This is a genomic window from Bacillus sp. SB49 (assembly GCF_000469135.2).
Taxonomy (GTDB): Bacteria; Bacillota; Bacilli; order Bacillales; family Halobacillaceae; genus Halobacillus.
In genome coordinates this window covers 3,574,058-3,599,726 of the sequence record NZ_CP048117.1, presented here as the reverse complement: position 1 = coordinate 3,599,726, position 25,669 = coordinate 3,574,058, and the positions used below count along the sequence as shown (strand labels likewise).

General features: G+C 48.4%; 16 protein-coding genes. 15 read left to right on the top strand and 1 reads right to left on the bottom strand.

Annotated features, from left to right (window positions below; all coding sequences use genetic code 11):
* Positions 1-26 precede the first annotated feature (26 nt).
* The 5 genes from M662_RS18645 (at position 27) to M662_RS18625 (ending at position 7,169) form a co-directional block, all read left to right on the top strand.
* A complete protein-coding gene (locus M662_RS18645) occupies positions 27-2,465 on the top strand; it encodes a glycogen/starch/alpha-glucan phosphorylase (protein WP_026577725.1) in 2,439 nt (812 codons plus the stop codon).
* A gap of 20 nt (positions 2,466-2,485) precedes the next feature.
* A complete protein-coding gene (locus M662_RS18640) occupies positions 2,486-4,405 on the top strand; it encodes a glycoside hydrolase family 13 protein (protein WP_026577726.1) in 1,920 nt (639 codons plus the stop codon).
* A gap of 15 nt (positions 4,406-4,420) precedes the next feature.
* The gene (locus tag M662_RS18635; protein ID WP_008633653.1) at positions 4,421-4,795 is read left to right on the top strand and encodes a PH domain-containing protein; all 375 of its coding nucleotides are present in this window, start codon (positions 4,421-4,423) and stop codon (positions 4,793-4,795) included.
* 178 nt (positions 4,796-4,973) lie between these two features.
* Positions 4,974-6,254 carry an RNA polymerase factor sigma-54 gene (gene rpoN / locus M662_RS18630; RefSeq protein WP_008633652.1) on the top strand — a complete coding sequence of 427 codons (1,281 nt, stop codon included), beginning with the start codon at positions 4,974-4,976 and terminating at the stop codon, positions 6,252-6,254.
* A 90-nt stretch (positions 6,255-6,344) separates the two neighbouring features.
* A complete protein-coding gene (locus tag M662_RS18625; protein ID WP_008633649.1) occupies positions 6,345-7,169 on the top strand; it encodes a YihY/virulence factor BrkB family protein in 825 nt (274 codons plus the stop codon).
* Between the two features lie 235 nt (positions 7,170-7,404).
* Here the strand turns inward: M662_RS18625 and M662_RS18620 are convergent, their stop codons facing one another.
* Positions 7,405-8,466, bottom strand: a complete 1,062-nt coding sequence (locus M662_RS18620; RefSeq protein ID WP_008633647.1) for a DmpA family aminopeptidase — start codon at positions 8,464-8,466, stop codon at positions 7,405-7,407.
* Between the two features lie 352 nt (positions 8,467-8,818).
* Here M662_RS18620 and gltB point away from each other — a divergent pair, with 352 nt between their 5' ends.
* The 10 genes from gltB (at position 8,819) to M662_RS18570 (ending at position 25,653) form a co-directional block, all read left to right on the top strand.
* Positions 8,819-13,399, top strand: a complete 4,581-nt coding sequence (gene gltB / locus M662_RS18615) for a glutamate synthase large subunit (protein WP_026577727.1) — start codon at positions 8,819-8,821, stop codon at positions 13,397-13,399.
* Positions 13,400-13,418: 19 nt separating this feature from the next.
* Positions 13,419-14,906 (top strand): glutamate synthase subunit beta, encoded by a 1,488-nt coding sequence (locus tag M662_RS18610; RefSeq protein ID WP_008633644.1) that lies wholly within the window; start codon positions 13,419-13,421, stop codon positions 14,904-14,906.
* A gap of 199 nt (positions 14,907-15,105) precedes the next feature.
* Positions 15,106-17,142, top strand: coding sequence for a catalase (locus M662_RS18605; RefSeq protein WP_026577728.1), 2,037 nt, complete (start codon positions 15,106-15,108; stop codon positions 17,140-17,142).
* Between the two features lie 293 nt (positions 17,143-17,435).
* A complete protein-coding gene (locus M662_RS18600) occupies positions 17,436-18,785 on the top strand; it encodes a dipeptidase (RefSeq protein WP_026577729.1) in 1,350 nt (449 codons plus the stop codon).
* A 183-nt stretch (positions 18,786-18,968) separates the two neighbouring features.
* Positions 18,969-20,156: a carboxylate--amine ligase gene (locus M662_RS18595; protein WP_026577730.1), complete on the top strand. Its 1,188-nt coding sequence runs from the start codon at positions 18,969-18,971 to the stop codon at positions 20,154-20,156.
* A gap of 106 nt (positions 20,157-20,262) precedes the next feature.
* On the top strand, positions 20,263-21,810 hold the full coding sequence (locus M662_RS18590; RefSeq protein ID WP_008633638.1) for a Mur ligase family protein: 1,548 nt from the start codon (positions 20,263-20,265) through the stop codon (positions 21,808-21,810).
* Between the two features lie 39 nt (positions 21,811-21,849).
* The gene (locus tag M662_RS18585) at positions 21,850-22,560 is read left to right on the top strand and encodes a cysteate racemase (RefSeq protein WP_008633637.1); all 711 of its coding nucleotides are present in this window, start codon (positions 21,850-21,852) and stop codon (positions 22,558-22,560) included.
* Positions 22,561-22,617: 57 nt separating this feature from the next.
* A complete protein-coding gene (locus M662_RS18580; RefSeq protein ID WP_026577731.1) occupies positions 22,618-22,905 on the top strand; it encodes a hypothetical protein in 288 nt (95 codons plus the stop codon).
* Between the two features lie 371 nt (positions 22,906-23,276).
* Positions 23,277-24,170 carry a permease-like cell division protein FtsX gene (gene ftsX, locus M662_RS18575; protein WP_026577732.1) on the top strand — a complete coding sequence of 298 codons (894 nt, stop codon included), beginning with the start codon at positions 23,277-23,279 and terminating at the stop codon, positions 24,168-24,170.
* 58 nt (positions 24,171-24,228) lie between these two features.
* On the top strand, positions 24,229-25,653 hold the full coding sequence (locus M662_RS18570) for a murein hydrolase activator EnvC family protein (RefSeq protein ID WP_026577733.1): 1,425 nt from the start codon (positions 24,229-24,231) through the stop codon (positions 25,651-25,653).
* Positions 25,654-25,669: the final 16 nt, after the last annotated feature.

Here is a 25,669-nt window from a genome sequence, read left to right as displayed (position 1 = left end):
GGGGACAGGAGGAAACCGTTATGGTGATGTTCAGTGATAAAGAGGAATTCAAAAAGGAGTTCCAGAGGCGGTTGGAAGGAAACCTGGGGAAATCGATCGATAACGCTACGACGTATGATACGTACCGTGCGCTCAGTGGTCTGCTCCAGGAGAAGATCAATAAGCATTGGCTGAAGACCAATGAAGAGTATAGACAAAGTAAGACAAAGCAGGTCTATTATTTCTCCATGGAATTTCTGATGGGGCGTCTGCTCGGTAACAACTTGTTGAATGAAAAGGTGCTGTCGGTGGTGGAGGAGGGGCTGGCAGACCTGAACCTTTCCCTTTCCGATATAGAAGAGCAGGAGAGCGATGCCGGTCTCGGTAATGGCGGGCTTGGCCGCTTAGCTGCATGTTTCCTTGATTCCCTTGCTTCGCTGGAGTTAGCTGGACATGGGTATGGAATCCGCTATAAATACGGCATGTTCGACCAGCACATCGTCGATGGCAAACAAGTGGAGCTCCCGGATCACTGGCTCCAGGACGGCTTCGTGTGGGAAACCCGTCGTCCGGAAGAGGCCGTTACGGTTCGCTTCGGCGGCCGCGTCTCGTCCGAGAAGGATAAAGACGGTGTCCTCCGATTCCACTATACAGATGAAGAACAGATTCTGGCTGTTCCGTATGATGTCCCTGTCGTCGGCTATAGCAATGAAACGGTGAATACGCTGCGGCTGTGGTCTGCGGAGCCCACTGTTTCCGATACGCTTCAGAAAGCGGAGCGGGAAGGGGAATTCGGCCACTTCCTGCATCATAAGCGATCCTTGGAGAGGATATCGGAATTCCTCTATCCCGATGACTCCAATGAGGAAGGCAAGAAGCTGCGGCTGAAGCAGGAATACTTCCTTGTTTCTGCAGGCGTCCAATCCATCATCCGCACGTTCGAAGCGTTGGATCTGCCGTGGTCGGAATTCCCTGAGAAAGCAGCCCTGCATATTAACGATACGCACCCCGCACTCGTCATTCCTGAATTGATGCGGATTCTCATGGATGAGAAAGGCGTAGGCTGGGAGGAGGCATGGGAGATTACTCAATCATCCGTGTCGTACACCAACCACACGACATTGAGCGAAGCTTTGGAATCATGGCCTGTAGGGCTTGTAAGGTCTTTGCTGCCAAGAATTTTTATGATCATAGATGAAATCAATGAGCGTTTCTGTCAGGAGCTCTGGCGGACGTTCCCCGGGGATTTCAACCGGATTGCCGACCTTGCCATCGTGGCGGACGGACAGGTGAAAATGGCCCACTTATCCATTGTAGGCAGCCACAGCGTTAATGGTGTCGCCAAACTGCACACGGATATATTGAAAGAAAGAGAAATGAAACGCTTCTACAATACGTTCCCCGACCGATTCAACAACAAGACGAACGGCATCACCCACCGCCGTTGGTTGATGCATGCCAACCAGAAACTTGCCACCGCTGTAACCGATACGATCGGTGATGGGTGGATAGACAAACCAGGCGAGCTGAAGCGTCTGCTGGATCATAAAGAAGATGCTTCCTTTTTAGATCGGCTTCATGATATCAAACAGGAGAATAAGAAAGATTTCTCCAACTGGGTGAAGGAAACGCAGGGGATCATCGTTGACCCGAATTCCATCTTTGACGTCCACATCAAGCGGCTGCACGGTTACAAACGCCAATTGCTTAACGCACTTCATATTATGCATTTATACAATGAATTAAAGTCCGACCCGACATTGGACATTGTCCCGCGCACGTTCTTCTTCGGAGCGAAGGCGGCACCAAGCTATCATTTTGCTAAAAAGGTCATACAATTAATCAATAGAATCGCTGACGTCGTCAATAACGATAAGGCAGTGAATGAATATATTAAGGTCGTTTTCCTTCCGAACTATTCGGTGTCGATTGCAGAGAAGATGATTCCTGCGAGCAACGTAAGTGAACAGATTTCCCTTGCTACGAAGGAAGCCTCCGGAACAGGGAATATGAAGTTCATGATGAACGGAGCTTTGACGGTGGGAACGATGGATGGAGCGAATGTGGAAATCCATGACCTGGTCGGTGATGACAACATCTATATATTCGGATTACGCTCGGACGAAGTATGGGATTATTACCATAACGGTTCCTACTCAGCGAAAGCGATGTATAACCAGGACGAACGGATTCGTAATACCCTTGATGAACTGCTCCATTACAGTCCCTTCTCTAAAGGGGAAAGAGATTTCCAGGAAATCTATGATGCCTTGTTGACGCATAACGATGAATACTTCGTTTTGAAAGACTTTGCCAGTTATCTGCTCGCGCAGAAGAAAGTGAGTCAGGACTATCAGAAAACACGCCTTTGGAACGCGAAGAGTCTGGTGAACATCGCCCAATCCGGAGTTTTCTCCAGTGACAGGACGATTCAGGAATATGCCCGCGATATATGGGGCATCCAACGGGTAACGTCGTTGAAGTGATGTTGGAGGAGGTCGGATCAGTGAAACAAAAAGAGATGTATCATAATAGTTTTGAAGCTTCTTATCGAGAGCCTTTCGGTGCAGCGCCGAGAGGTTCTGCTGTTACTCTGGCGATCGATGTCCACGCAAGATACCAGGCATCCCAGGTCATCCTGCACTATATCCTCGATCGCACCGACGACGAGCACACGAAGAAAATGGATGTTCGGAGCGAAGGTCATCAACAGGCTTCCTACGAAGTGACAATAGAAATGCCGGAAGAACCACAGCTGATCTGGTATTTCTTCGAGGTGGTTCTCGCAGACCAGACGTTGTACTACGGGCGGGAGCGCAGTAATGAGAGTGGAGAAGGAAAGATATACGAGCATATCCCACCGTCTTGGCAAATAACGGTGTACGATCCTGCATACAGGACGCCTAAGTGGTGGAAAAATGCGACGATGTATCAAATCTTCCCGGATCGCTTCTATTGCGAAGGGGAGCTGTCGCTTGAGAAGGCACCGGAAACAAGTCTTGTCCATGCTCACTGGGAAAATGATCCGGTTTATATACGCAACGAACGGGGCGAAGTGATCCGCTGGGATTTTTTCGGGGGAAATCTTGATGGGATTCGTTCCAAGCTTTCGTACATCCAATCCCTCGGTGTGACAGTCATCTATTTGAATCCTGTGTTTGAAGCGGAGAGTAACCACAGGTATGATACAGGCGATTATCATAAGATCGATCCACTGCTTGGAGACAAGGAAGCTTTTGAGACGCTTATTGAAGAGGCTTCGTCTTATGGAATCGAGGTTATGCTTGATGGTGTATTCAGTCATACAGGCAGCAACAGCATTTACTTTAATCGAGAAGGAAAATATGATTCACTGGGAGCGTACCAGTCTAAGGATTCCCCCTATTACAGCTGGTACACGTTCCACCAGTATCCGGATGATTATGATGCCTGGTGGGGAGTCGGCACACTTCCGACGTTGAATAAAGAAAACAAAGACTATCAGAACTTTCTCGTTCACGACGAAGACAGTGTCATCAAAACGTGGCAGCGATCAAATATGAACCATTGGCGCCTGGACGTTGCGGATGAATTAACAGATGATCTGATTCGTCAAATCTACCGCCAGCTCAAGAAAGAGAATGAGTCGAGCGTGCTGCTCGGCGAGGTGTGGGAAGATGCCTCAAACAAAACAGCCTATGGGAAACGGAGAGATTACTTCCTCGGCGGCGTTTTGGACTCCGTCATGAACTACCCCGTCCGTCGCATCATGCTTGATTTCATGAAGGGCGAAATGGACGGCTATAGTGTCTACCGGCGTCTGTTGACGTTATGTGAACACTATCCGAAAGAATATTTCTATGCCGTGATGAACATGCTGTCCAGCCATGATGTCGAGCGTATTAAAACAATGTTGACAGGCTTTCTTCCTGCCTCTTTTCGAGAAGAGGGTGCAGAGGGAATGGTGAGGAAACAGATCAAAGCTCTCAGCTTATGGATGTACACCTTCCCGGGCATCCCTTCTCTCTATTACGGAGATGAAGCGGGTCTCACCGGAGGGGCCGATCCGGATAACCGGAAGCCGTATCCATGGGGAAGAGAAGATGAGGACCTGCTTGACTGGTACCGGAACATCGGAAAGTGGAGGCAGGATCACGATGCTCTCCGAACAGGGCACTGGCAGCCGTTCGCCTTGGATAAGGATGTCTTCTGCTTCGAACGCTGGGTAGACAACGGAGTCGATCATTTCGGTGATCAGGCATCGGACGGACGTTTTCTTTACTTGTTCAACCGCAACCATTACGAACAGCGGGAAGTCGATATCCCGATCGAGAAAGGGAAGTGGCAGCACCTGGAAAACAAGAAGCGGATATTCAGCTCAAAGAATAACCGGCTGACGCTTGAATTGGAACCGGGAGAAAGTATGCTGCTGCGAATGATGAAGTAGAAAGGAGCAAGGACCATGGGATTTTTGAATGAACTGCTTGGCAATGCCAGTGAAGTGGACGTAGAGAAGCTGGAAAAGCAGCTGGATGGTATTTTAACAGAGAAGGAAGCGATTCAGAGCGGTTATAAAGTGCTCCGGGACTCCTTCCTTTTCACCGACAAGCGCCTTCTTCTCATAGATAAGCAGGGGATGACAGGTAAGAAGGTCGAATATCATTCCATCCCTTATAAGAGCATCACCCATTTCAGTGTGGAAACAGCAGGAAGCTTCGATATGGATTCCGAATTGAAAATCTGGTTATCCGGATCACACGAACCGATCGTCAAGCTGTTTAAGAAAGACAGCCCGATTGAAGCGGTTCAGAAAACGCTTGCTACTTACGTGCTTTAGCAAAATGTTCCACGTGAAACGATAAGCGCCTCCTTTTACGAAGGTGCCCGCTCTTAAAAACAGACAGAAGAAAAGCCGGCCTTGTGCCGGCTTTTCTTATACATAGGAATGGAACTTGAAAGATAGATAGAAACCGTTCATTATTAAATATGAAAGCGTTATCTTAGGGGTGTGAAAGATGAAGCTGGAATTAGCTCAAAAACAGACGACGGGTTTATTCATGACGACAGAGATGAAACAGGCCATCAACCTGCTTCAATATACGACGGCTGAGGTATGGGATTACATATGGGAAGTGGTCGAGAGCAACCCGATGATTGCTTTTGATCCACCGGCTTCCATGTCTTCCATCCTGTCTTCGCGAAACGACGATGCTTATATTGATAGAATAGATCAACTCGCAGCAGATGCCGCGAATTGGCGGGAAGATTTGATCGAACAAATTAGGTGGCTGGAGAGGGAGGAGAAGGAAAAGAAGATTCTTCGCTTTCTTGCTGAAAGTCTTGATGACAAAGGCTTCCTGACTATATCTGAAGAGGAGGCTGCGATGATTCTGGCGGTGGATGTAGAAGCGGTTTCTTCCGCCAGGCGGCAGCTTATGCATATGGAGCCATTCGGAGCCGGCTGCTTCCACTTCCAGGAGTTTCTACTTCTGCAGATAGAAGAAACGTATCCAGAAGATCACCTCCTCTATCAATTGACAGCAGATCACCTGGAGGATCTTGCAGGGAGGAACTGGGAGTTGCTGCAGACAGTTGGCGTTTCGGAAGTGGAGGCGGAAAGAGCTCTTGCCATTCTTCGTGAGCTTCAGCCTCGACCGCTCATTCAGACGAAGGTACAACCTCGTGAGACAGCTCTGCCTGATTTATATGTGGAGAAAAAGGACCACGGACTTCTTTTGCGCGATCCTTACTCTTTCCAAAAACACATTCATTGGGATGGTATACTGAGTAGGATGCATGAAGAGGAGGAAGAGGCGAAGCTGTTTCTTGAAGACTGCTTCCAGCAGGCCCGCTGGTTGATGCGTGGCATTGAACAGCGGCAGCATACATTGATGCGTGTGGCTGGGATAGTGATGAAACATCAGAAAAGGTACTTCAGTGGAGAACCTTTGCAGCCTTTGACGCTGAGGCAGGTTGCCGATCGTATGGGGGTCCATGAATCCACCGTCAGCCGGGCGGTTGCAGGAAAAGTGATACAGACCCCCCTCGGTATGAAACAGCTTAAGTCTTTTTTCGTGAAGGGGTACGAATCGCAGGTTGGAGAAGTATACTCCTCTTTGCAGATCAAAGACATTCTCTGTGATTGGATTAAGGAGGAGAACAGCTCCCGTCCTTTGTCTGATCAACGGCTCGCAGATAAAATGAGAGATACCTTTCACGTAGATATTTCGCGTCGTACGGTTGCTAAATACCGGGACGGGATGGGGATTCCATCCTCTTCCCGGCGAAAGACGTAAGCCTCTCCTCTCTCCCGCATCCTCAGAAGGTTAGTTCTTACAAAAAAAGGGGATAGACAATTACATGTCTGTGGAGGAGGGAGCAGATCGATGAAGAAAGCGAAAAGCTATTTACAAGATCTCATAAAAGAGTTTCAAAAGGATAACATACCGATGCTTGGAGCGGCGCAGGCCTATTACTATTTGCTTGCGATTGTGCCGCTGCTTATTTTACTGCTGTCCATACTGCCTTATATGAATATTGATTCGGAAAGGGTCGTCGATGCGGTGGGCAGCTTCTCGACACCGGAAGCAGCAAACATTTTCCGGGATAACATCATAAACGTAGTGGAGCAGCCCAACGGTGGGCTTCTTACTGTCGGTATTCTCGGTACACTCTGGTCTGCTTCGAGTGGAATCAATGCCTTCATTCAAGCTGCCAACCAGGCGTATAACGTGGAGGAAACAAGGTCCTTTATTAAAGTCCGGCTCCTGTCGGTGGTATTGACTGTCGGCATGATTATTGCCATTGCTGTCGCACTCGTACTGCCGGTTTTCGGTCAGGTCATTCTTGATGCCATCAATCTTCCTGGGGAAACAGCGTTTCTGTTCCAGGTGTTCCGGTGGGTGATCAGTGTCGCTGTCATCGGAGGCGTGCTTATGGCACTGTACCACTTTGCGCCGAATAAGAATATTCCGTTTCATCATATCCTGCCTGGAGCTGTCATTACCGCTGTCCTCTGGCAGCTGATTTCTTTAGGCTTTTCTTTCTACGTGTCCAACTTCGGTAACTATTCCGCAACCTATGGAAGCCTTGGGGGAATCATTGTTCTGATGCTTTGGTTCTTCCTGACCGGTATCATCTTGATGGTCGGAGCAGAAATCAACGTCATCTATCACCGACGAAGAGAAGATGGGAAACAGGAAGCGGCTTAATAGAAAACGAATGAAAGCCCCTGTCCTTAAGAGGATGGGGGCTTTCATTCGTTTTACCACGTCGATACTTGCTGCGACAGCGATTGCGTCCATAAGAATACTAAAGAAATAACGATGATCGTTGAAATTCAGACCGGCTATGAAGACAGCCGGCAAAATAGTTAGTATCCGCCACCTGCGCATAAGGGCATCCCTCCGGTTACTGGAGAAATGTAGCACGGGCATTGTCTCTTTTTCAAGGGTTTTCTCCCTTTGGTACAAGAGATTCTGATAGTAACTCCGTTATAGATCGGCGGATGTTTCCGTCTCGTCCGGTAACGGTTTCTGCACAAAACAGGGATTGCAGGACCGCCTCCTCCGTCGCCTCTGCCACGCCGCGAAAAGCGATATCGATTTCCTCTTCATGAATGGTCGGAATCATGTGAACGGAAGACGGTTTTGCGGGGATGTTGTAAGCAGTTGAGAAACCGAGGGCGATATCACCGCTTCCGTTGCTGATCATCGCTCCTGTTCTAGAAAGGCCGATGACGGAACGTTTGATAATTCTATGCAGCTGTCTGTCGGTAACCGGTAAATCCGTCGCCACCACAATCATGACAGACCCTTTATCCTTCTCCTCCTTCGCTTCTTTCTCCGCGTGCCATTCTTCCCCTGCTGCTCTTCCGTCTATACGAAGATCACGCAGCGTGCCGAAGTTGGTGAGCGTCAACACACCGATGGTATAGTCTTTCGAACCTATCGGCAGTATTCTGGAAGCAGATCCTATCCCGCCTTTGAGCGAATAGCAGACCATCCCTCTCCCCGCGCCCACGGCTCCTTCCCCGAAGTGCTTATCTGCTTTTTCAATGGCTGAATGAATGTGCTCCCGTCGGATCGTCCGCCTGCGGATATCGTTCAGTATCATATCGTTGCATTCCCCGACGACCGCATTGACGGTTCCGGTTTCCCTGCCGATTTCCTCGTTACGTTCCAATGTATAATCAATGACGGCATCGATCGCTGTCCCGACACCGAAAGTATTGGTGAGAATCACAGGCGTCTCAAGCGTCCCCAGTTCTTCTATCTGAATCGATCCGGCTGTCTTGCCGAAGCCGTTGATGACGTGGGATGCCGCCGGTACCTTCTCTTGAAACAAATTCCCTTCGTGGGGGATGATCGCTGTCACTCCTGTCTGCACATCCCCTTCAGCGAGCGTGTGATGCCCGACCTTTACGCCGGGGACGTCTGTGATTGCGTTCCTTTTCCCGGTGGATAGTTTTCCAACTGAAATGCCATACTTCCGAACTTCATGACCCATTATTACACCTCCATCCTTCCTATTCGCAACTTACAGCCTGATTCCTCCTTGTATATTGATTCGTTTTTATGACTTTTTATACAAAATCTTTCTGTATCCGAAACAAAAAGACACGGTTTCTTGAAAAAATTATAAAAAAATACAAAATTGGTTGGTTGCGCTTACATCGTTCGTGTTATTGGATTTTCCTTTTGGTAATCCCTCTTTATTTGTCGGAAAATTGCGTACTTATGTGCTTTAGGTACGTGAAGGGGCCGGATTTTCATGCTATACTAGTAAGAAACTGAAAAGACAGAATTTTTTAATTTTATGCCTGTAACCTACAAGAATAAGTCCGCTAGGGGGAATGAATATGCAAAAAAACGGATATCCTGTTCCGCAGGGTTTATATCACCCGGAGAACGAACACGAAGCTTGTGGAATCGGAGTAATTGCTAATATTGATGGAACGAAAAGCCATAGTATCGTCGAGAATGCCATTACGATTCTTTGTAACCTGGAACACCGTGGTGGGCAGTCTGCTGATGTCAGTACCGGAGATGGGGCCGGAATCCTGACACAAATCCCTCATAAATTCTTTGAGAAGCAGTGTGAGAAAGAAGATATTTACCTGCCTGAGTCAGGGAAGTACGGCATCGGGATGATTTTCCTGCCGGATGACCATGACTTGAGAATGGAATGTAAGCAGCGCTTCCAGAAGATTGTGGAAGAAGAAGGACAGGAATTCCTCGGCTGGAGAACGGTGCCGATTAACGATTCCTTCGTGGGTAACGATGCGAAGAAGACAAAGCCTTTCATCCGTCAGGCATTTGTGGCCCCTTCGGCTGGTGTGGAGACACAGATGGATTTTGAACGCCGTTTATATATTATACGAAAACGTGCAGAAGCAGAGATTGCAAGTGTGGAAGGCTACGATGATTTCTATATCTGCAGTTTATCTTCCAACACGATCGTTTATAAAGGAATGCTGATTCCTGAGCAGTTGGACTCCTTCTACATCGATTTGAATCACCCGGATTTCATTACTGCCCTCGCTTTAGTGCATTCCCGCTTTAGTACGAACACTTTCCCGAGTTGGAAACGTTCACACCCGAACCGCTACACCATCCATAATGGAGAATTCAATACAATCCGGGGAAATGTCAACTGGATGAGAGCAAGACAGGAATTACTGAAGTCCGAATATTTCAGTGAAGAAGACTTGAAGAAACTTCTGCCGATCATCGATGCAGAAGGAAGCGACTCGTCGATGTTCGATAATGCATTTGAATTTCTGCACTTGTCCGGACGCTCCCTTGCCCATACGGCAATGATGATGGTGCCGGAGCCTTGGTCCAATGACGATACGATTCAGGAAGATAAGAAGAATTTCTATGAATACCACAGCACATTGATGGAGCCGTGGGACGGACCGGCTGCGCTTGCCTATACAAACGGGAAGCAGATCGGTGCCTGTCTTGACCGTAACGGACTTCGACCAGCGAGGTATTACGTAACCAAAGGCGGAATGATCGTCCTCGGTTCCGAAGTAGGAGCCCTTGATATCTTTGCGGATGACATTTTGTACAAGGACCGCCTCGCACCTGGAAAGATGCTGCTTGTCGATTTGGAAGAAGGGAAGATCATCCCGGATGAAGAGATTAAACTGCAGATCGCTCAGGAGCATCCATATAAAGAATGGATCGAAGAGAATAAATGGAATTTAGAAGACCTTCCGGAGCCGGTCACAGAGCACCCGCCGGTAGAGAATTTGATTGGTCAACAGCTTGCATTTGGATATACGACTGAAGAGCTGAATAAGATTCTGATGCCGATGGTCACAGACAAGAAAGACCCCGTCGGATCAATGGGGTACGACTCCCCGCTTGCCGTGCTTTCGAAAAAGCCGCAAGTACTCTACAGCTATTTCAAACAGCTGTTTGCACAAGTAACCAACCCGCCTATCGATGCGATTCGGGAGAAGCTGATCACGATGGTGGAAACAACGATCGGAGCAGAAGGCAACCTTGTCGATCCTCAGCCGGAAAGCTGCCGCCATATTCGTCTTGCCTCTCCTATTTTGACAAACAGAGAGCTCGAACAGCTTCGTCAACAGGACTTGGAGGGCTTCCGGACTAAGACGTTGTCTGTCTTGTTTGAAGCGAAAGAAGAGGAGATGAAACCGGCTCTTGACCGTTTGTTTGAAGAAGCTGATCAGGCTATTGAAGAAGGAAATGTCCTCCTCATCCTGTCCGATCGTGGTGTGGACGCAAAGTACGCAGCCATTCCGACACTGCTTGCGGTTTCCGGTCTGCATCATCACCTGATCCGTCAAGGGACAAGGACGAAGGTGTCGATCCTCGCAGAGACCGGGGAAGCAAGAGAAGTCCATCACTTCGCGACGCTTCTCGGTTATGGCGCGGAAGGCATCAATCCTTATATCGCTTATGAGTCGCTGCGTGATTTGCAGGAGCGCAATCTTCTTGAGGTCGAATCCCATGAAGCGGCTGTCGATACGTATGTGAAAGCAGCGACCGACGGCATTATTAAAGTACTTTCCAAAATGGGTATTTCCACGATCCAGAGTTATCGCGGTGCTCAAATTTTTGAAGCTGTTGGAATTAAGAAGGAAGTCGTCGATCAATACTTCACACGTACTGCTTCCCGTTTAGGCGGAATCGGCCTTGATATCATCGAGAAAGAAGTATTGATGCGTCATGAAGTTGCTTTCGATGAAAGCCGTGGATCGAATCGTAAGCTTGAAGCCGGTGATGAATTCCAATACCGGGAGAACGGGGAGGATCATCAGTACAATCCTCAGACGATCGCGACCCTTCAGCATGCATGCCGCTCCAATGATTATGACTTGTTCAAATCGTATTCGAAAATGCTGACAGACGAGAACAATAACCTCCAGTCTCTGCGTGGTTTGTTGTCCTTTAAGAAGCGTTACTCCATTCCGGTGGAGGAAGTAGAATCGGTGGAAGATATTTGCAAACGATTCAAGACTGGAGCCATGTCCTTCGGTTCCATCAGTGCTGAGGCGCATGAAGCGCTTGCGGTTGCTATGAACCGGATCGGAGGCAGAAGCAACTCCGGAGAGGGCGGCGAAGATCCGAAGCGTTTTAATCCGGAAGAAAACGGAGATTCCAAACGAAGCGCCATAAAACAGGTCGCCTCCGGACGTTTTGGTGTGAACAGTCACTACCTTGTGAATGCCGATGAAATTCAGATTAAGGTCGCTCAAGGGGCCAAGCCTGGAGAAGGCGGTCACCTTCCAGGCAAGAAAGTATATCCGTGGGTGGCAGAAGTTCGTGGTTCTACACCAGGTGTCGAGCTGATCTCTCCACCACCACACCACGATATCTATTCCATTGAAGACCTGGCTGAGCTTATTTATAACTTGAAGAATGCCAATCCGAAAGCAAGAGTCAGCGTGAAGCTTGTGTCCGCCGTCGGAGTCGGAACAATTGCTGCCGGCGTTGCCAAAGGACGTGCCGATCTCGTATTGATCAGTGGGTATGATGGCGGTACAGGAGCTGCTCCGCGGACAAGTATTAAACATACAGGGCTGCCGTGGGAAATCGGCTTGGCCGAAACCCATCAGACGCTTGTTCTTGATCGTCTGCGTGACCGTATCGTTGTTGAAACAGACGGAAAAATGATGACGGGGCGGGATGTCGTCGTCGCTGCATTACTGGGCGCAGAAGAATACGGATTCTCCACAGCACCGCTTGTCGTGCTTGGCTGTGTCATGATGCGGGTCTGTCATTTGAACACATGCCCGGTTGGCGTGGCAACCCAGGATCCGGAGCTGCGCAGGAAGTTCACCGGGGAAGCGGACCACCTTGAAAACTTCATGCGCTTTATTGCTCAAGAGGCAAGGGAGCTGATGGCAGAGCTTGGCTTCCGTTCCATCAATGAAATGATCGGGCGCACAGACGTGCTGGAAGCAAACGAAGCGATCGATCATTGGAAGGCCAAAGGCATCGACCTTTCCGCACTGCTTTACCAGCCGGACGTGCCGGATAACTACGGCCGCTTCGCAACACAGAAGCAGGATCACGGGCTGGAGAAGACGCTTGATGTTCAAGAGCTTATCCCTCTTTGCAGGAAAGCGATAGAAACAGGAGAGCCGGTGGAAGGTACCGGGTCCATCCGTAATATACACCGGGTAACCGGGACGATTCTTGGTAGTGAAATCACCCGCCGATATGGTGCAGAAGGACTTCCTGAAGATACGATCAAGCTGACGTTCAAAGGGTCGGCAGGTCAGAGTTTCGGCGCGTTCATTCCGAAGGGTGTAACACTCCGTCTTGTCGGAGATTCCAATGACTACGTAGGAAAAGGCTTATCAGGCGGTAAAATCATCGTCCATCCTTCTCCGAAATCGACGTTTGTTCCGGAGGAAAACACGATCATCGGGAACGTCTCCTTCTATGGAGCCTCAGCCGGGGAAGCTTACATCAACGGTCTTGCCGGTGAACGATTCTGTGTCAGGAACAGTGGAGCCGAAGTCGTCGTCGAAGGTGTCGGTGATCACGGCTGTGAATACATGACCGGAGGAAAAGTCGTTGTTCTTGGAGGGACAGGTCGTAACTTCGCTGCCGGTATGTCCGGCGGGGTCGCTTATGTCCTCGATGAATCACAACAACCTTTTGAAACGAAATGCAACAAAGAATTGGTCCACCTGCATACGCTGGATGATGCGGAAGAAATCCAGGAGCTCTACCAATTGATCGAGAAGCACGTAAGTTATACGAACAGCGGCCTTGGTCAACGGATTCTGGCAGACTGGGATTCTTATGTCGCCAAGTTCGTCAAAGTCATCCCGAGGGATTATTTGACGATGCAGGAGCGGATCAAACGACTGAAAGCAGAAGGACTCGAGAAATTTGATGCGGAAATGACCGCCTTTGAAGAACGGAATAAGCCAGTGGAGACTGTGAAATAACGGAGAAGGGGGAAATCTGATGGGAAAGTCTACCGGATTCATGGAATATCAACGTCAATCGATACCTGAACGCGATCCTGCAACCAGAACGAAAGATTGGGAAGATTACACGCTTCCCCTTTCGGATGAAGAGGCACAGAAGCAGGGGGCACGCTGCATGGACTGCGGTGTTCCCACCTGTCATTCAGGAATGGAAATTAACGGAGTCACCTCCGGATGCCCGGTGTATCACCTCATTCCGGAGTGGAACGACCTTGTGTATCAAGGGCAGTGGAAAGAAGCGCTGGAAAAAGAACATGAAATGAACAACTTCCCGGAATTCACCGGATTCGCTTGTCCAGCACCTTGTGAAGGCGCATGTGTGCTCGGAATTAACGAGCCTCCTGTGGCCATCCGAAGTGTCGAGCGTTCTATCATCGAAAAAGGATTCCAGGAAGGATGGGTCCAGCCTAATCCACCGGCGACACGGACTGGTAAGCATGTCGCCGTGGTCGGATCCGGCCCAGCCGGACTGGCTGCTGCTGCCCAGCTGAACAAGGCGGGGCACTGGGTGACTGTTTATGAGCGTAACGACCGCATCGGCGGTCTGCTGACTTACGGTATTCCGGAAATGAAGCTTCCTTATTCTGTCGTGGAGCGTCGGGTGAACATTCTGAAGGAAGAAGGAATCCGTTTCCTTACCAACACAGAAGTAGGCAGAAACTATCCTGTTTCCCGGTTGAATGAGGAATATGACAGCGTCATTCTTTGTGGTGGGGCGACGACGCCTAGAAATCTGGAGGTAGAGGGACGCCAGCTGAAGGGTATCCACTATGCCATGGATTTCCTTCATTCCAATACGAAGAGCCTTTTGGACACGGATCATGCCGATGGAAATTATATCAGTGCCGAAGGGAAGAAGGTCATCGTTATCGGTGGCGGGGATACGGGTACAGACTGTATTTCCACATCCCTGCGTCATGATTGCGAAAGTCTCGTCCAATTCGACATTTATGATAAGAAAGGTTCCGCGCGTGATAATGAAGCGAACCCGTGGCCGCAGTATCCGCTCATCCACCGTATCGAATACGGCCAGAAGGAAGCAGAAGCGAAGTTCGGAAAGGATCCGAGAGCTTATGCGGTCATGACGAAGAAATTTGTCGGGGACGAGAATAACCGGGTAAAAGAAGTGCATACGATCGACGTTGCCCTTTCCTATGACGAAAAAGGCAACAAAGTACGTACAGAAATCCCTGGAACAGAGAAAGTTTGGGAAGCGGACCTTGTTCTGCTTGCTATCGGTTTCAGCGGGCCGGAGCAGGACTTGATCGAAAAGCTTGGAATTGAAACGACAGTCCGTTCCAACGTTGCTGCTCAGTATGGAAAGTACACAACGAATGTCGAAGGTGTCTTTGCTGCCGGTGACATGCGCCGCGGACAAAGTTTGATTGTCTGGGCGATTAATGAAGGACGTGAAGCGGCAAGGGAATGTGACCGTCACCTGATGGGTGCTACCCAGCTTCCATAATAAATTCCACAGAGAAACACCTGGACGAACTCCTATTCTAATTAGAGTGGGAAGCCGTTCAGGTGTTTTTGTTTTCCTTTTTTTACCTCCCACCTTAAATCTATATTTATATAACGTTTATCGTGCGGGGGGCGTGGGTACATATTTGTAATGTTTCTTAGTTACTTAACATTCTAAATATAGTACGAGGAGGATCTCCATGAGCGACAAAAGATCGAAGAAGGATGAACAGTTGGAGCAGTTCCGGGTTGATGATTCAGGGAAGCATCTGACGACGAACCAGGGGTTGAAGGTGTCTGAGGATGAATTTTCTTTAAAAGCAGGTGAGCGTGGTCCTACGTTAATGGAAGATTTTCATTTTCGTGAAAAAATGACGCATTTTGACCACGAGCGTATCCCTGAGCGTATCGTACATGCGCGCGGTTTTTCCGCCCACGGGGAATTTGAACTTTATAAATCATTGAAGGACTATACGAGGGCCGATTTCCTCAATGATCCGGCTAAGAAAACACCTGTCTTCGTGCGCTTCTCCACGGTGGCTGGTTCTAAAGGTTCTGCCGATCTTGCTCGTGACGCCCGTGGTTTTGCTACGAAATTTTACACAGAAGAAGGTAACTACGACCTTGTTGGAAATAACATACCGGTATTCTTCATACAGGATGCCATCAAGTTTCCGGATTTGATCCACGCGGTGAAACCGGAACCCCATAACGGCATGCCGCAGGCGGCTTCCGCCCACGATACATTCTGGGACTTCATTGCGAACAACCAGGAATCCGCCCATATGGCTATGTGGACGATGTCCGACCGCGCTATTCCGCGCAGCTTCCGGATGATGGAAGGGTTTGGAGTACATACCTTCCGCCTTGTAAACGAAGAAGGAAAATCGCACTTCGTCAAGTTCCACTGGAAGCCTGTGCTTGGGACGCACTCTCTTGTGTGGGATGAAGCACAGAAGGTGATGGGGAAAGACCCGGATTTCCATAGAGGAGATTTATACAATGCCATTGAAAACGGCGATTTTCCGGAATACGAACTGGGCTTACAGATCATTCCGGAAGAGGATGAGTTCCGGTTTGATTTCGACATTCTCGATCCGACGAAGCTTTGGCCGGAAGAAGACGTGCCCGTACAAATTGTCGGTAAGATGACCCTGAACCGTAATGTAGACAATGTCTTTGCGGAAAATGAGCAGGTGGCATTCCACCCTGGGCATGTCGTACCGGGAATCGACTTTACGAACGACCCGTTGCTGCAAGGGCGTTTGTTCTCTTATACGGATACCCAGCTGATCCGCCTTGGAGGACCGAACTTCCATGAGCTTCCGATCAACCGTCCCGTCTGCCCGTTCTTTAATAACCAGCGTGACGGTTACGGCCGCCAGACCATCAATACCGGTCAGGTCAGCTATCATAAGAACTCTTTGGCCAAGAACACGCCAACACCGGCGTCAGAGGAAGAGGGCGGATACAAGCATTATCAGGAGAAAGTAGAAGGCCGTAAAGTTCGGGCGCGGAGTGAAAGCTTTAAAGATCACTTCTCACAAGCGACGTTGTTCTGGAACAGCATGAGCGATCATGAGAAGAAACACTTGATCCAAGCATTCAGCTTTGAACTGGGTAAAGTCGGCAGCGAATCTGTGCGTAAACAGGTCGTCGACATGTTTGCTAACGTCAGTATGGATCTAGCTGAAGGCATTGCCGATAACATTGGTGTGGCAGTTCCGACAGAGGGAGGTTCGGAAGTGACGAAGTCCTCTCCTGCCTTAAGTCAGGCTAATTCTGCCTCCAAGGCGGCAACCAGGAAGGTCGGCGTCCTATTGGCGGCCGGTTTTGATGGAAGCGGTGTGCAGACCGTGCTTGACCACCTTTCTTCCAACGGGGTTGCTGCCGAAATCATCAGCAGTAAACAAGGGAAGCTGAAATCCAGTGAGGGCAACGAAGTTACCGTTGATCATACGTTCCGGACGACAGACCCGGTACTCTATGATGCGGTTTACGTTGTCGGAGGAAAAGACATGGATGAGTCGTTCCGCAAACGTGTTGCTTATTACCTCGAGGAATCCTTCAACCATTACAAGCCGATCGGTGCAACCGGAGCCGGAGCGGATATAGTAGAACAGGGAGGATGGAGCGGTAACAGTGGTGTCGTTACCGCAACGGATTATAAACAGTTCTCCGAAGATTTCACGAAAGCCATTGCTGCGCATCGGCACTGGGATCGAGTTATAGTGTAAGAAGTATGGGGAGAGGGCAGGATTTCCTGTCTTCTTTTCTATCCCTGGGGAGTATAAAGACCGATTTATCGTATAGATTGTTTGCGGACACAGAATATAAGGGTAATGGTATGGCAAATACACCTATTCAGTGAGGTGATCTTATGATCCGGACTATTCTGATGATTATCGGCTTGATTGTCGTAGTCAGCTTTATCATTTCTTTAATTTAATTCATACACGAGGAGACTGTCCGAATACGGGCAGTCTCCTCGTGTATAATGATAGACAAAAGAAGGCGGAGGAGGATGACAATGAAAGAGAGCGTAGCTTTACATAAGGAAGAATTTCTGGAGGAGTTGAAGGATTTTTTACGCATACCCAGCATCTCTTCCTCAGAACAGCGCAGGGACGATGTAGCTGAGGCAGCCGCTTGGACGGCCGCGGCACTCAAGAAGGCGGGAATGGAACATGTGGAAGTGGTGGAGACGGAGGGTCACCCGATCGTCTATGCGGACTGGCTGCACGCCGAAGGGAAACCGACGGTTCTCGTTTACGGGCACTATGATGTTCAGCCGGAGGATCCAGTCCACTTATGGGATACTCCACCATTTGATCCTGTCATCCGTGATGGAAAGGTGTTTGCTCGTGGAGCGACCGATGATAAGGGGCAGTTGTTTATTCATATTAAAGCGGTGGACTTGTTGATGCGGGAAAGAGGAGAGCTCCCTGTTAATGTGAAGTTCGTCATCGAAGGGGAGGAGGAAGTGGCGAGTCCGAATCTTCCTGCTTATATAGAGGAGAAAAAGCAGGCCCTTTCCTGCGATGCCGTATTGATCAGCGATACATCCTTTATTGAAGAGGGGCAGCCTGCCATCTGCACTTCTCTGCGCGGAGCACTTGCGCTTGAACTTTCGGTGAAAACAGCTGATTCTGATCTTCATTCCGGAACCTACGGAGGAGCGGTGCCGAACTCGATCCATGCGTTGGTCACGGTGCTTGATTCCCTTCACAATACGGACGGGAGCGTCGCGGTCGATGGTTTTTATGAAGGGGTTCCGGAACCGACAGAAGAGCTCCGTGCGGAAATCGCCTCAATTCCTTTTTCAGAAGAAGCGGTGAGGGAGTCTCTCGGTCTCGATGATTTTTACGGGGAAGACGGCTATACGTTCCAGGAACGGGTCGGCATTCGACCAACGCTGGAAATCAATGGAATCACAGGCGGCTTCCAAGGCGAAGGATTGAAGACAATTATCCCGAAAGAGGCTGCTGCGAAAATCAGCTGTCGTCTCGTCGGCAGCCAGAGTCCGGACGCGGTGTATGACGCTGTCGTCCGGCACGTGGAAACCGTTAAACCAAAAGGAGCAAAAGTGACGCTGCAGCAGTACATTAAGGCGGATCCTGTATCCATCGATTCGGATAATCCGATGATTCAATCGGCGGCCGATGCGTTCGAGGCTGTGTACGGGACTCGCCCGCTGTTTCCTAAAGAAGGGGGCTCGATACCGATTGTTGAAGTATTCGGACGTGTTCTGAATGCTCCTGTGGTGCTGATGGGATTCGGTCTGCCGTCGGAGAACCTCCATGCGCCCAACGAGCATTTCCATATCGAAAATTTCACCAAAGGCATCGAAACCGTCTGCCATTATTTGAACAATTTATGAAGATATATCAAGACAGTCCATCAGGGCTGTCTTTTTTGCATCATGGCGACACCCTTAACGTTTTTTTACAAGTGCGATTGTGATAAAATAGATATGTTTACGTACTGAAAAAATGAAACGATAACGAATCTATATAAATCAAAGTAAATTTGCGTTACATAAAGGTGAAAAAGGGGATTTTTCATGGCTAACAAAGCAGTTGTATTAGGAGCGAATTATTATATCGGTCTCAGCACGATCCGGTGCCTCGGCGTTCACGGTGTCCACGTTGCTGCCGTCGACTATGCGTGGGAAGGTGCCTATGGACTTGAGTCCAAGTATTGTTCCGAAGCGTTGATCGGTCCACATTATAAAGAGGATCCAGAGGGTCTGGTTGCTTTTTTGATTGATTACGCAAAAAAACAACAGGAAGCGCCGGTGCTGATACCGACAGCAGATCCTTATGTCGAATTCGTCGATGCTTATCTTCCGGAATTAAGGGAACATTTCCTTATTCCCCAAAAAGAGCAGGGATTATATACTAAAATAATGGATAAAGGAACGTTGCATAAACTCGCCTCCGAACACGGAGTGGCGGTACCTGAGACGGTCCATGTCGACGGAGCGGAATACGTAGATAAGGTGGAATCGGAAATTGGATACCCTTGTCTCGTCAAACCTGTCGATTCCCCTGCGTTTGTGGCTAAGTTCAGAAGAAAGCTGTTCACCGTTCACACGAGAGAAGAATTGGTGGAGAAAGTGGAAGAATCCAAAGCTGCGGACATTGAGGTCATTGTTCAACGGATTATTCCTGGATTTGATGATCATATGTACACCTTTGACGCCTATCTGGACCAGGATTCGAAGGTTACACATTGGGTGACTTGTCAGAAACTGCGTCAGTTCCCTGTTAACTACGGTGCTTCCGTCTATACGCAGCAGAAGTATGTCCCGGAGCTGTACGAGCTGGGAAGCAGGTTCCTGGAAGGAATTCAGTACAAGGGCTTTGCGGAAATAGAATTTAAGAAGGATGCGGAAACAGGACGCTATTACCTGATTGAGATTAACGTTCGGATTACGAACTTGAATCATCTGCTGCAGAAAACGGGCATCAATATTCCTTACATCACTTATAAGGAATTGACAGGTGATCCGCTGCCGCCGAAAGCGGTAGAGGAGGATCAGAACATCGTATTCTGGTATGCCTATGAAGATCTGCTTGCAGTGAGAGAATACATCAAGACGGGTCAGCTCTCACCGAAAAAAGTATTCAAATCGTATTTCCGGCCAAAAGCACACGCGATTTGGGACCCGAAAGATCCGAAACCGGCGTTCGCTTTCGGGAAGAAGCTTGCAGGGCTTGTCGCAGGAAAAGTGACGAAACGAAAATAATGGTTTTTCCGTCAGAATAAAGAGGAACAGCCGTTTATAATAAGAAGGAAGAATCATGACACGTACGGATCATAAGGATAAAACATTGGCAGGAAGGTAGATAAGAATGGCTAAACTAAAAGAATTACTATCATCCATTCACATAGTGGCAGCATGGAATGATCGGGATATGGACGTGCAGGGACTCGCCTACAACTCACGGAATGTAACACCGGGCGATGTATTTGTATGTATCAAGGGATTTAAAACAGATGGGCACGTCTACATTGCTGATGCGCTGGCGAACGGTGCTGCGGCCATCGTTGTAGAAGATTACCAGGAAGGATGGGACGACCTCCCTCAATACCAGGTAACGGACAGCCGCAAAGCACTGGCAGCCTTGAGTGACGCTTTCTATGGTCATCCATCCCGTGCGATGAAAACAATCGGAATAACGGCAACCAACGGAAAGACGTCGACATCGTTTATGACCGATGCCATTTTAGAAGAGCATGGTTGGAAAACAGGATTGATCGGGACGGTGGTTGTCAAATTCGGTGATTATTCGGAACCGACGAAACTGACGACGCCGGAATCGTTGGATCTCCACCATTACTTCGCTCAGATGAGAGACCAGGATGTATCCCATGTAACGATGGAAGTCTCCTCCTCTGCACTTGATTTAAGCAGGGTCGGAAGCGTTGATTTTGACATCGTCTCGCTGAATAACATCAGCCGCGAACATATTGACCTCCACGGTTCTTTTGAAGAGTATTTCAACAGCAAAGCAAGTCTTATCCGCAATGCAGGCGCAGGCAAATGGGCAATCCTTAACCTGGACGATGCTTATTCCGCCTCCCTTATAGAAGAGACGGAAGCAAACGTCCTTACCTTCAGTGTGGAGACAGGAGACGGAGATCTGATTTGTAAAAATCTTGACCTTTCCACAGGCCGTGCGAAGTTCACGGTAGAGATCCGCAAGCCATTTACAGTCGGCGGAAGCAAGTATGGCGGAGAGTCCTTTGACATCGAGCTGTCGACACCGGGGTATCATTCCGTTTATAATTCCATGGTTGCGATCGCAGCAGCATTGTTGAACGAAATTCCGATTGAGACGATCCAGAAAGGCTTGAAAGGGTTTGGAGGCGTCGAGCGCCGCTTCGAAATGGTGTTCGAAGACGATTTCAAGATCTTGGACGACCACTTTGCGAACTACGGAAATATTAATGTGACCCTCAGTACGCTGGAACAAATGGATTATGCCGATTTGAAATTGGTCTACGCCATCCGCGGAAGCCGCGGCGTAACTGTAAACCGTGAGAATGCCCAGGCTATTATGGAATGGGCGCCTAAGCTCGGTCTGACGGAACTGATTGCGACCGTCAGTCATTCCCACGTCACAGAGAAAGACGTTGTGACAGAAGAAGAGGTGCGCGTATTTCAGGAGATGATGGACAAAGCGGGTATCCGTGTCCACTTATACAAAGAGTTGGATGATGCTGTCCAACATGCCTTGTCTGAAGTGAAGGAAAACGATGTTGTTCTGTTGGCCGGTTGTCAAGGAATGGATCCGGGAGCGAAGATCGCCCTGGAACAGTTAAACAAAACGAGACCAGAAATGGACGAGGACATATTGTTCAAGCCGCTGAAAAATCGAGTGGCAGGTATTTCATGAAGAACTGCTTGGTTCCGGTCTTTTGTTAGGAGGCATCATATGAATGATAAACTGATCGGTATTCTCGGGGGCATGGGCCCGGAAGCGACAGCCGAATGTTATTTGAAAATCATCCGTGCAACGGACGCTAGTAAAGACCAGGAACATTATCGCGTCATCATAGACAGTAATGCGAAGATTCCTGATCGGACAGAAGCGATATCAGGCAGAGGAGCAAGTCCTGTACCTGAAATGACCCATGCTGCGAAGAATTTGGAAAAATTAGGAGTGGAAGTCGCCGTCATTCCTTGTATGACGGCCCACTATTTCATAGAAGAAGTTCAGAAATCCGTTTCCTTCCCGTTACTGAATGCTTTTCTTGAATTGAAGAAATTCATTCAGGACCATTACCCGAAAGTTACGAAGATCGGCGTATTGGCGACGACGGGGACGTTGGAGAGCGGATTGTTCCAGAAGTATTTCGACCACTTGGAGGTCGTTACGCCTACGCCATTGACACAGAAAAATAAAGTCATGGACGCCATTTATGGAGAGAATGGAATTAAAAGCGGAAATACTGATCATGATCCATTGGATAAGTTGAAGGAAGCATCCATGGAACTTTTGAATAACGGAGCAGAACTGATCATTTCCGGATGCACGGAAATCGGTCTTGTATTGAAGCCGTATCATCTCTCTGTACCGCTGATCGATCCGATGGAAGTCGTGGCCAACGTGGTCGTAAAAGAATCGGTGTACCAAAAGTCATAAAAATCTGCTGCCCGCGATATAGTTAAGAAAACGCTTTTCTTAGAGGGGTGACAGCAGATGCCGGAAAGCACCTTTGATCGTTTTCTCCATGATTCCTTTAGAGAAGGGATCTATTACAGGGAGCTCAGGCTGTCGGATCAGGAACTTGCTGCGCTGAGATCCTGCTATCCGAAAGCCACGGTGAAACGAACGAGTGAAGCGGTGGCCGGACGCAGTAAAGCTTGGTATGAAGTCTGCCTGATTCCTGACGGAAATTCCCGTGAAACCATGCGGCAGGAAAATGAACGGTTAAAACGGGAATTACTGTTATTAAAACAGCAGAGGACAATCGAAAAGAGCAGGTAAAAGACAGCTGTAACGGCTGTCTTTTTTTGCGGTTTTAATAGGTATTTAAGACTACGGAAAAGGGAGAGAAAACCATGAAATATGTCGAAAGAATATTCAGTCATGTCACTTTTATGTAACGTTATGAAACACAAATGTAATAATAATTTGTCTGTATTTAGCGAATAACTTTGTTATAATTGGGAAGGTAAACGACGCAACGACACAGATTACATAGAATCGACAACATAGATTTACAAAATGAGTGTTTAGTAGGAAGTGATATAAATTGTTTGATAGACATCACCGCAAAGAGACGACAACTTGTGGCATGACTACCGTTCAAGAATTCAGCGTATGTGAGGAACGAAGCGTTTGGGGTGGCAGACGAAATGAAATTTAGAACGTTCGGACGCCACATGAAAGAAGGCTTCAAGAACCTTGCGAGAAACCGCTGGATGTCGGTGGCATCCGTTTCAGCTGTCACTGTAACATTACTTCTAGTCGGAGTTTTTGCTACATTACTGCTTAACTTGAATGACATCGGTAAGCAGATCGAAGAGGATGTGGAAGTACGCGCATTCATCGAAGTGACTGCGGATGAAGATGCACGAGATGCACTGCAGGAAGAAATTGAAGGAATATCAGAAGTATCTTCGGTTAAATTCCAATCCAAAGAGGAAGGGCTCGATGAACTCATCGAAAGCCTCGGAGATGAAGGGCAAGTGTTTGAATCCTTGAAGGATGAGAACCCATTGAACGATGTATTCATCGTCAATGCCGAGAACCCTGAAGATACTATTGCCGTCGCAAAAGAAATTGAAACATTCAAGAATATCGATAAAGTAGAGTATGCAGAAGAGACGGTTCAACGTCTGTTCAAAGTAATGGATATCGCCCGCAATGTGGGACTGGCCATCATAGCAGGTCTGTTGTTCACAGCCATGTTCCTGATTGCTAACACGATTCGGATTACAATCGTCGCAAGAAGAAAAGAAATCGAAATCATGAAAATGGTCGGTGCAACCAATTGGTTCATCCGCTGGCCGTTCCTCGTAGAAGGAATTATGATCGGTATATTAGGATCGGTCATCCCAATCCTCCTTGTCATATTCGGATACGATTTCCTTTTCTCAGAAATCAGCACGCGATACCCGACGTTGTTCATAGATCTACTTCCGGTTTACCCATTCGTCCTTCAAGTATCAGCACTGATGCTGCTCATGGGAGTCATCATCGGACTATGGGGAAGCTTCACATCGATCCGCAAGTATTTGAAAGTATAAAAAAACAAGGAAACTACCATTATTACACAGGTAAGGATTCGGGGGAGGAAACAAGAGAGTGAAGTCTAAAGTATTAATTGCCGCTTTGTCGACCGGTCTTATTCTTGCTGGACTGCCAACAAGCTTCAACACCGTATCAGCCGAAACAAATCAGGAGAAGTTGGAACAGAACCAGCAGCAGCAGTCACAGAAAGAACAGGAAAAGCAACAAACCAAGCAGCAGGTGGATGAACTGAAAGAACGTCAGGACGAGATCAGTTCAGAAATCGCCCGCCTGGATAAACAAATCATGGAAGCGATGGACAAGATCGACGCGAAGGAAAATGAAATTGCCGATACGAAGCAGAACATTGAGCAATTGAAAGAAGAAATCGCAGAACTTGAGAAGCGTATCGCAGAACGTGATGAACTTCTTAAAGATCGTGTGAAGTCCATGCAGCAAAGTGGAGGAGCCGTTGATTACCTGGACGTCCTTATGGGGGCGGAAAGCTTCGGTAACTTCGTGGAACGTGCTATGAGCCTGAATACGATTGCTGAAAAAGATAAAGAATTGCTGGATCAGCACCGTGCTGATAAAGAGGCGGTCGAATCCAAGAAAGCGGAAGTAGAAGACGAACTTGCTTCCCTTGAATCCAACCTTAAAGAGCTGGAGTCACTGAAATCCGGCCTTGATGATAAGAAAGAAGAGAAAAATTCTGTAATGGAAGGCTTATCTGCAGAAGAGAGAGAAGCACTTTCAGAGATTACAGCAATTGAAGACGAGCAGGCAGAGCTTGCAGCTCAGGAAAATGCGATCAAGCAGGAAATTGAGCGTCAGCGTAAGGAAGAAGAAGCCAGAAAGAAAGCTGCTGCAGAGAAAGCCGCTGCGGAGAAAGCAGCACGCGAGAAAGCTGCATCTGAAAAAGCAGCAGCCGAGAAGGCAGCAGCAAAAGAATCAGAGGCTAAAGCTACCGCAGCAGCTGCGTCAAGCTCCAGCAGCTCTTCTGAGTCTTCAAACAGTTCAAGCAGCTCAAGCAGCTCCAGCAGCAAATCAGAATCAAGTGCTTCCAGCAACACGACGTCCAGTGGATCCATGTTCATCTGGCCGGCACATGCTACAATTACGTCTGAATATGGTATGCGATTCCACCCGATCCACAACACAAGCCGTCTGCACTCCGGTATTGATATCGCCGGACCTGGAACGATTCCGATTCATGCAGCAGCTTCCGGTACTGTCTATTCCGCTGGATATTCTTCAGGACTGGGTAACAACGTGAAAATTACCCACCATATTAATGGTCAGACATACACAACGGTGTATGGCCACATGAGAAGTACTCCAGCTGTTTCCGCTGGTCAAACCGTATCCCAAGGTCAGTTCCTTGGAAATATGGGCAGCACAGGTGATTCTACAGGGCAGCACCTCCATTTCGAGATTCACGAAGGATCGTACAATGGAGCTCGTTCAAACTCTGTAAACCCACGTAAATATTTACCATAATAGAATATACAATACG

What these genes read in the sequence shown, in the direction of transcription:
- M662_RS18645 (WP_026577725.1), top strand. Translation starts at nt 27, where the DNA reads ATGTTCAGTGATAAAGAGGAATTCAAAAAGGAGTTCCAGAGGCGGTTG.
- M662_RS18635 (WP_008633653.1), top strand. Translation starts at nt 4,421, where the DNA reads ATGGGATTTTTGAATGAACTGCTTGGCAATGCCAGTGAAGTGGACGTA.
- rpoN (WP_008633652.1), top strand. Translation starts at nt 4,974, where the DNA reads ATGAAGCTGGAATTAGCTCAAAAACAGACGACGGGTTTATTCATGACG.
- M662_RS18625 (WP_008633649.1), top strand. Translation starts at nt 6,345, where the DNA reads ATGAAGAAAGCGAAAAGCTATTTACAAGATCTCATAAAAGAGTTTCAA.
- M662_RS18620 (WP_008633647.1), bottom strand. Translation starts at nt 8,466, where the DNA reads ATGGGTCATGAAGTTCGGAAGTATGGCATTTCAGTTGGAAAACTATCC.
- gltB (WP_026577727.1), top strand. Translation starts at nt 8,819, where the DNA reads ATGCAAAAAAACGGATATCCTGTTCCGCAGGGTTTATATCACCCGGAG.
- M662_RS18610 (WP_008633644.1), top strand. Translation starts at nt 13,419, where the DNA reads ATGGGAAAGTCTACCGGATTCATGGAATATCAACGTCAATCGATACCT.
- M662_RS18605 (WP_026577728.1), top strand. Translation starts at nt 15,106, where the DNA reads ATGAGCGACAAAAGATCGAAGAAGGATGAACAGTTGGAGCAGTTCCGG.
- M662_RS18600 (WP_026577729.1), top strand. Translation starts at nt 17,436, where the DNA reads ATGAAAGAGAGCGTAGCTTTACATAAGGAAGAATTTCTGGAGGAGTTG.
- M662_RS18595 (WP_026577730.1), top strand. Translation starts at nt 18,969, where the DNA reads ATGGCTAACAAAGCAGTTGTATTAGGAGCGAATTATTATATCGGTCTC.
- M662_RS18590 (WP_008633638.1), top strand. Translation starts at nt 20,263, where the DNA reads ATGGCTAAACTAAAAGAATTACTATCATCCATTCACATAGTGGCAGCA.
- M662_RS18585 (WP_008633637.1), top strand. Translation starts at nt 21,850, where the DNA reads ATGAATGATAAACTGATCGGTATTCTCGGGGGCATGGGCCCGGAAGCG.
- M662_RS18580 (WP_026577731.1), top strand. Translation starts at nt 22,618, where the DNA reads ATGCCGGAAAGCACCTTTGATCGTTTTCTCCATGATTCCTTTAGAGAA.
- ftsX (WP_026577732.1), top strand. Translation starts at nt 23,277, where the DNA reads ATGAAATTTAGAACGTTCGGACGCCACATGAAAGAAGGCTTCAAGAAC.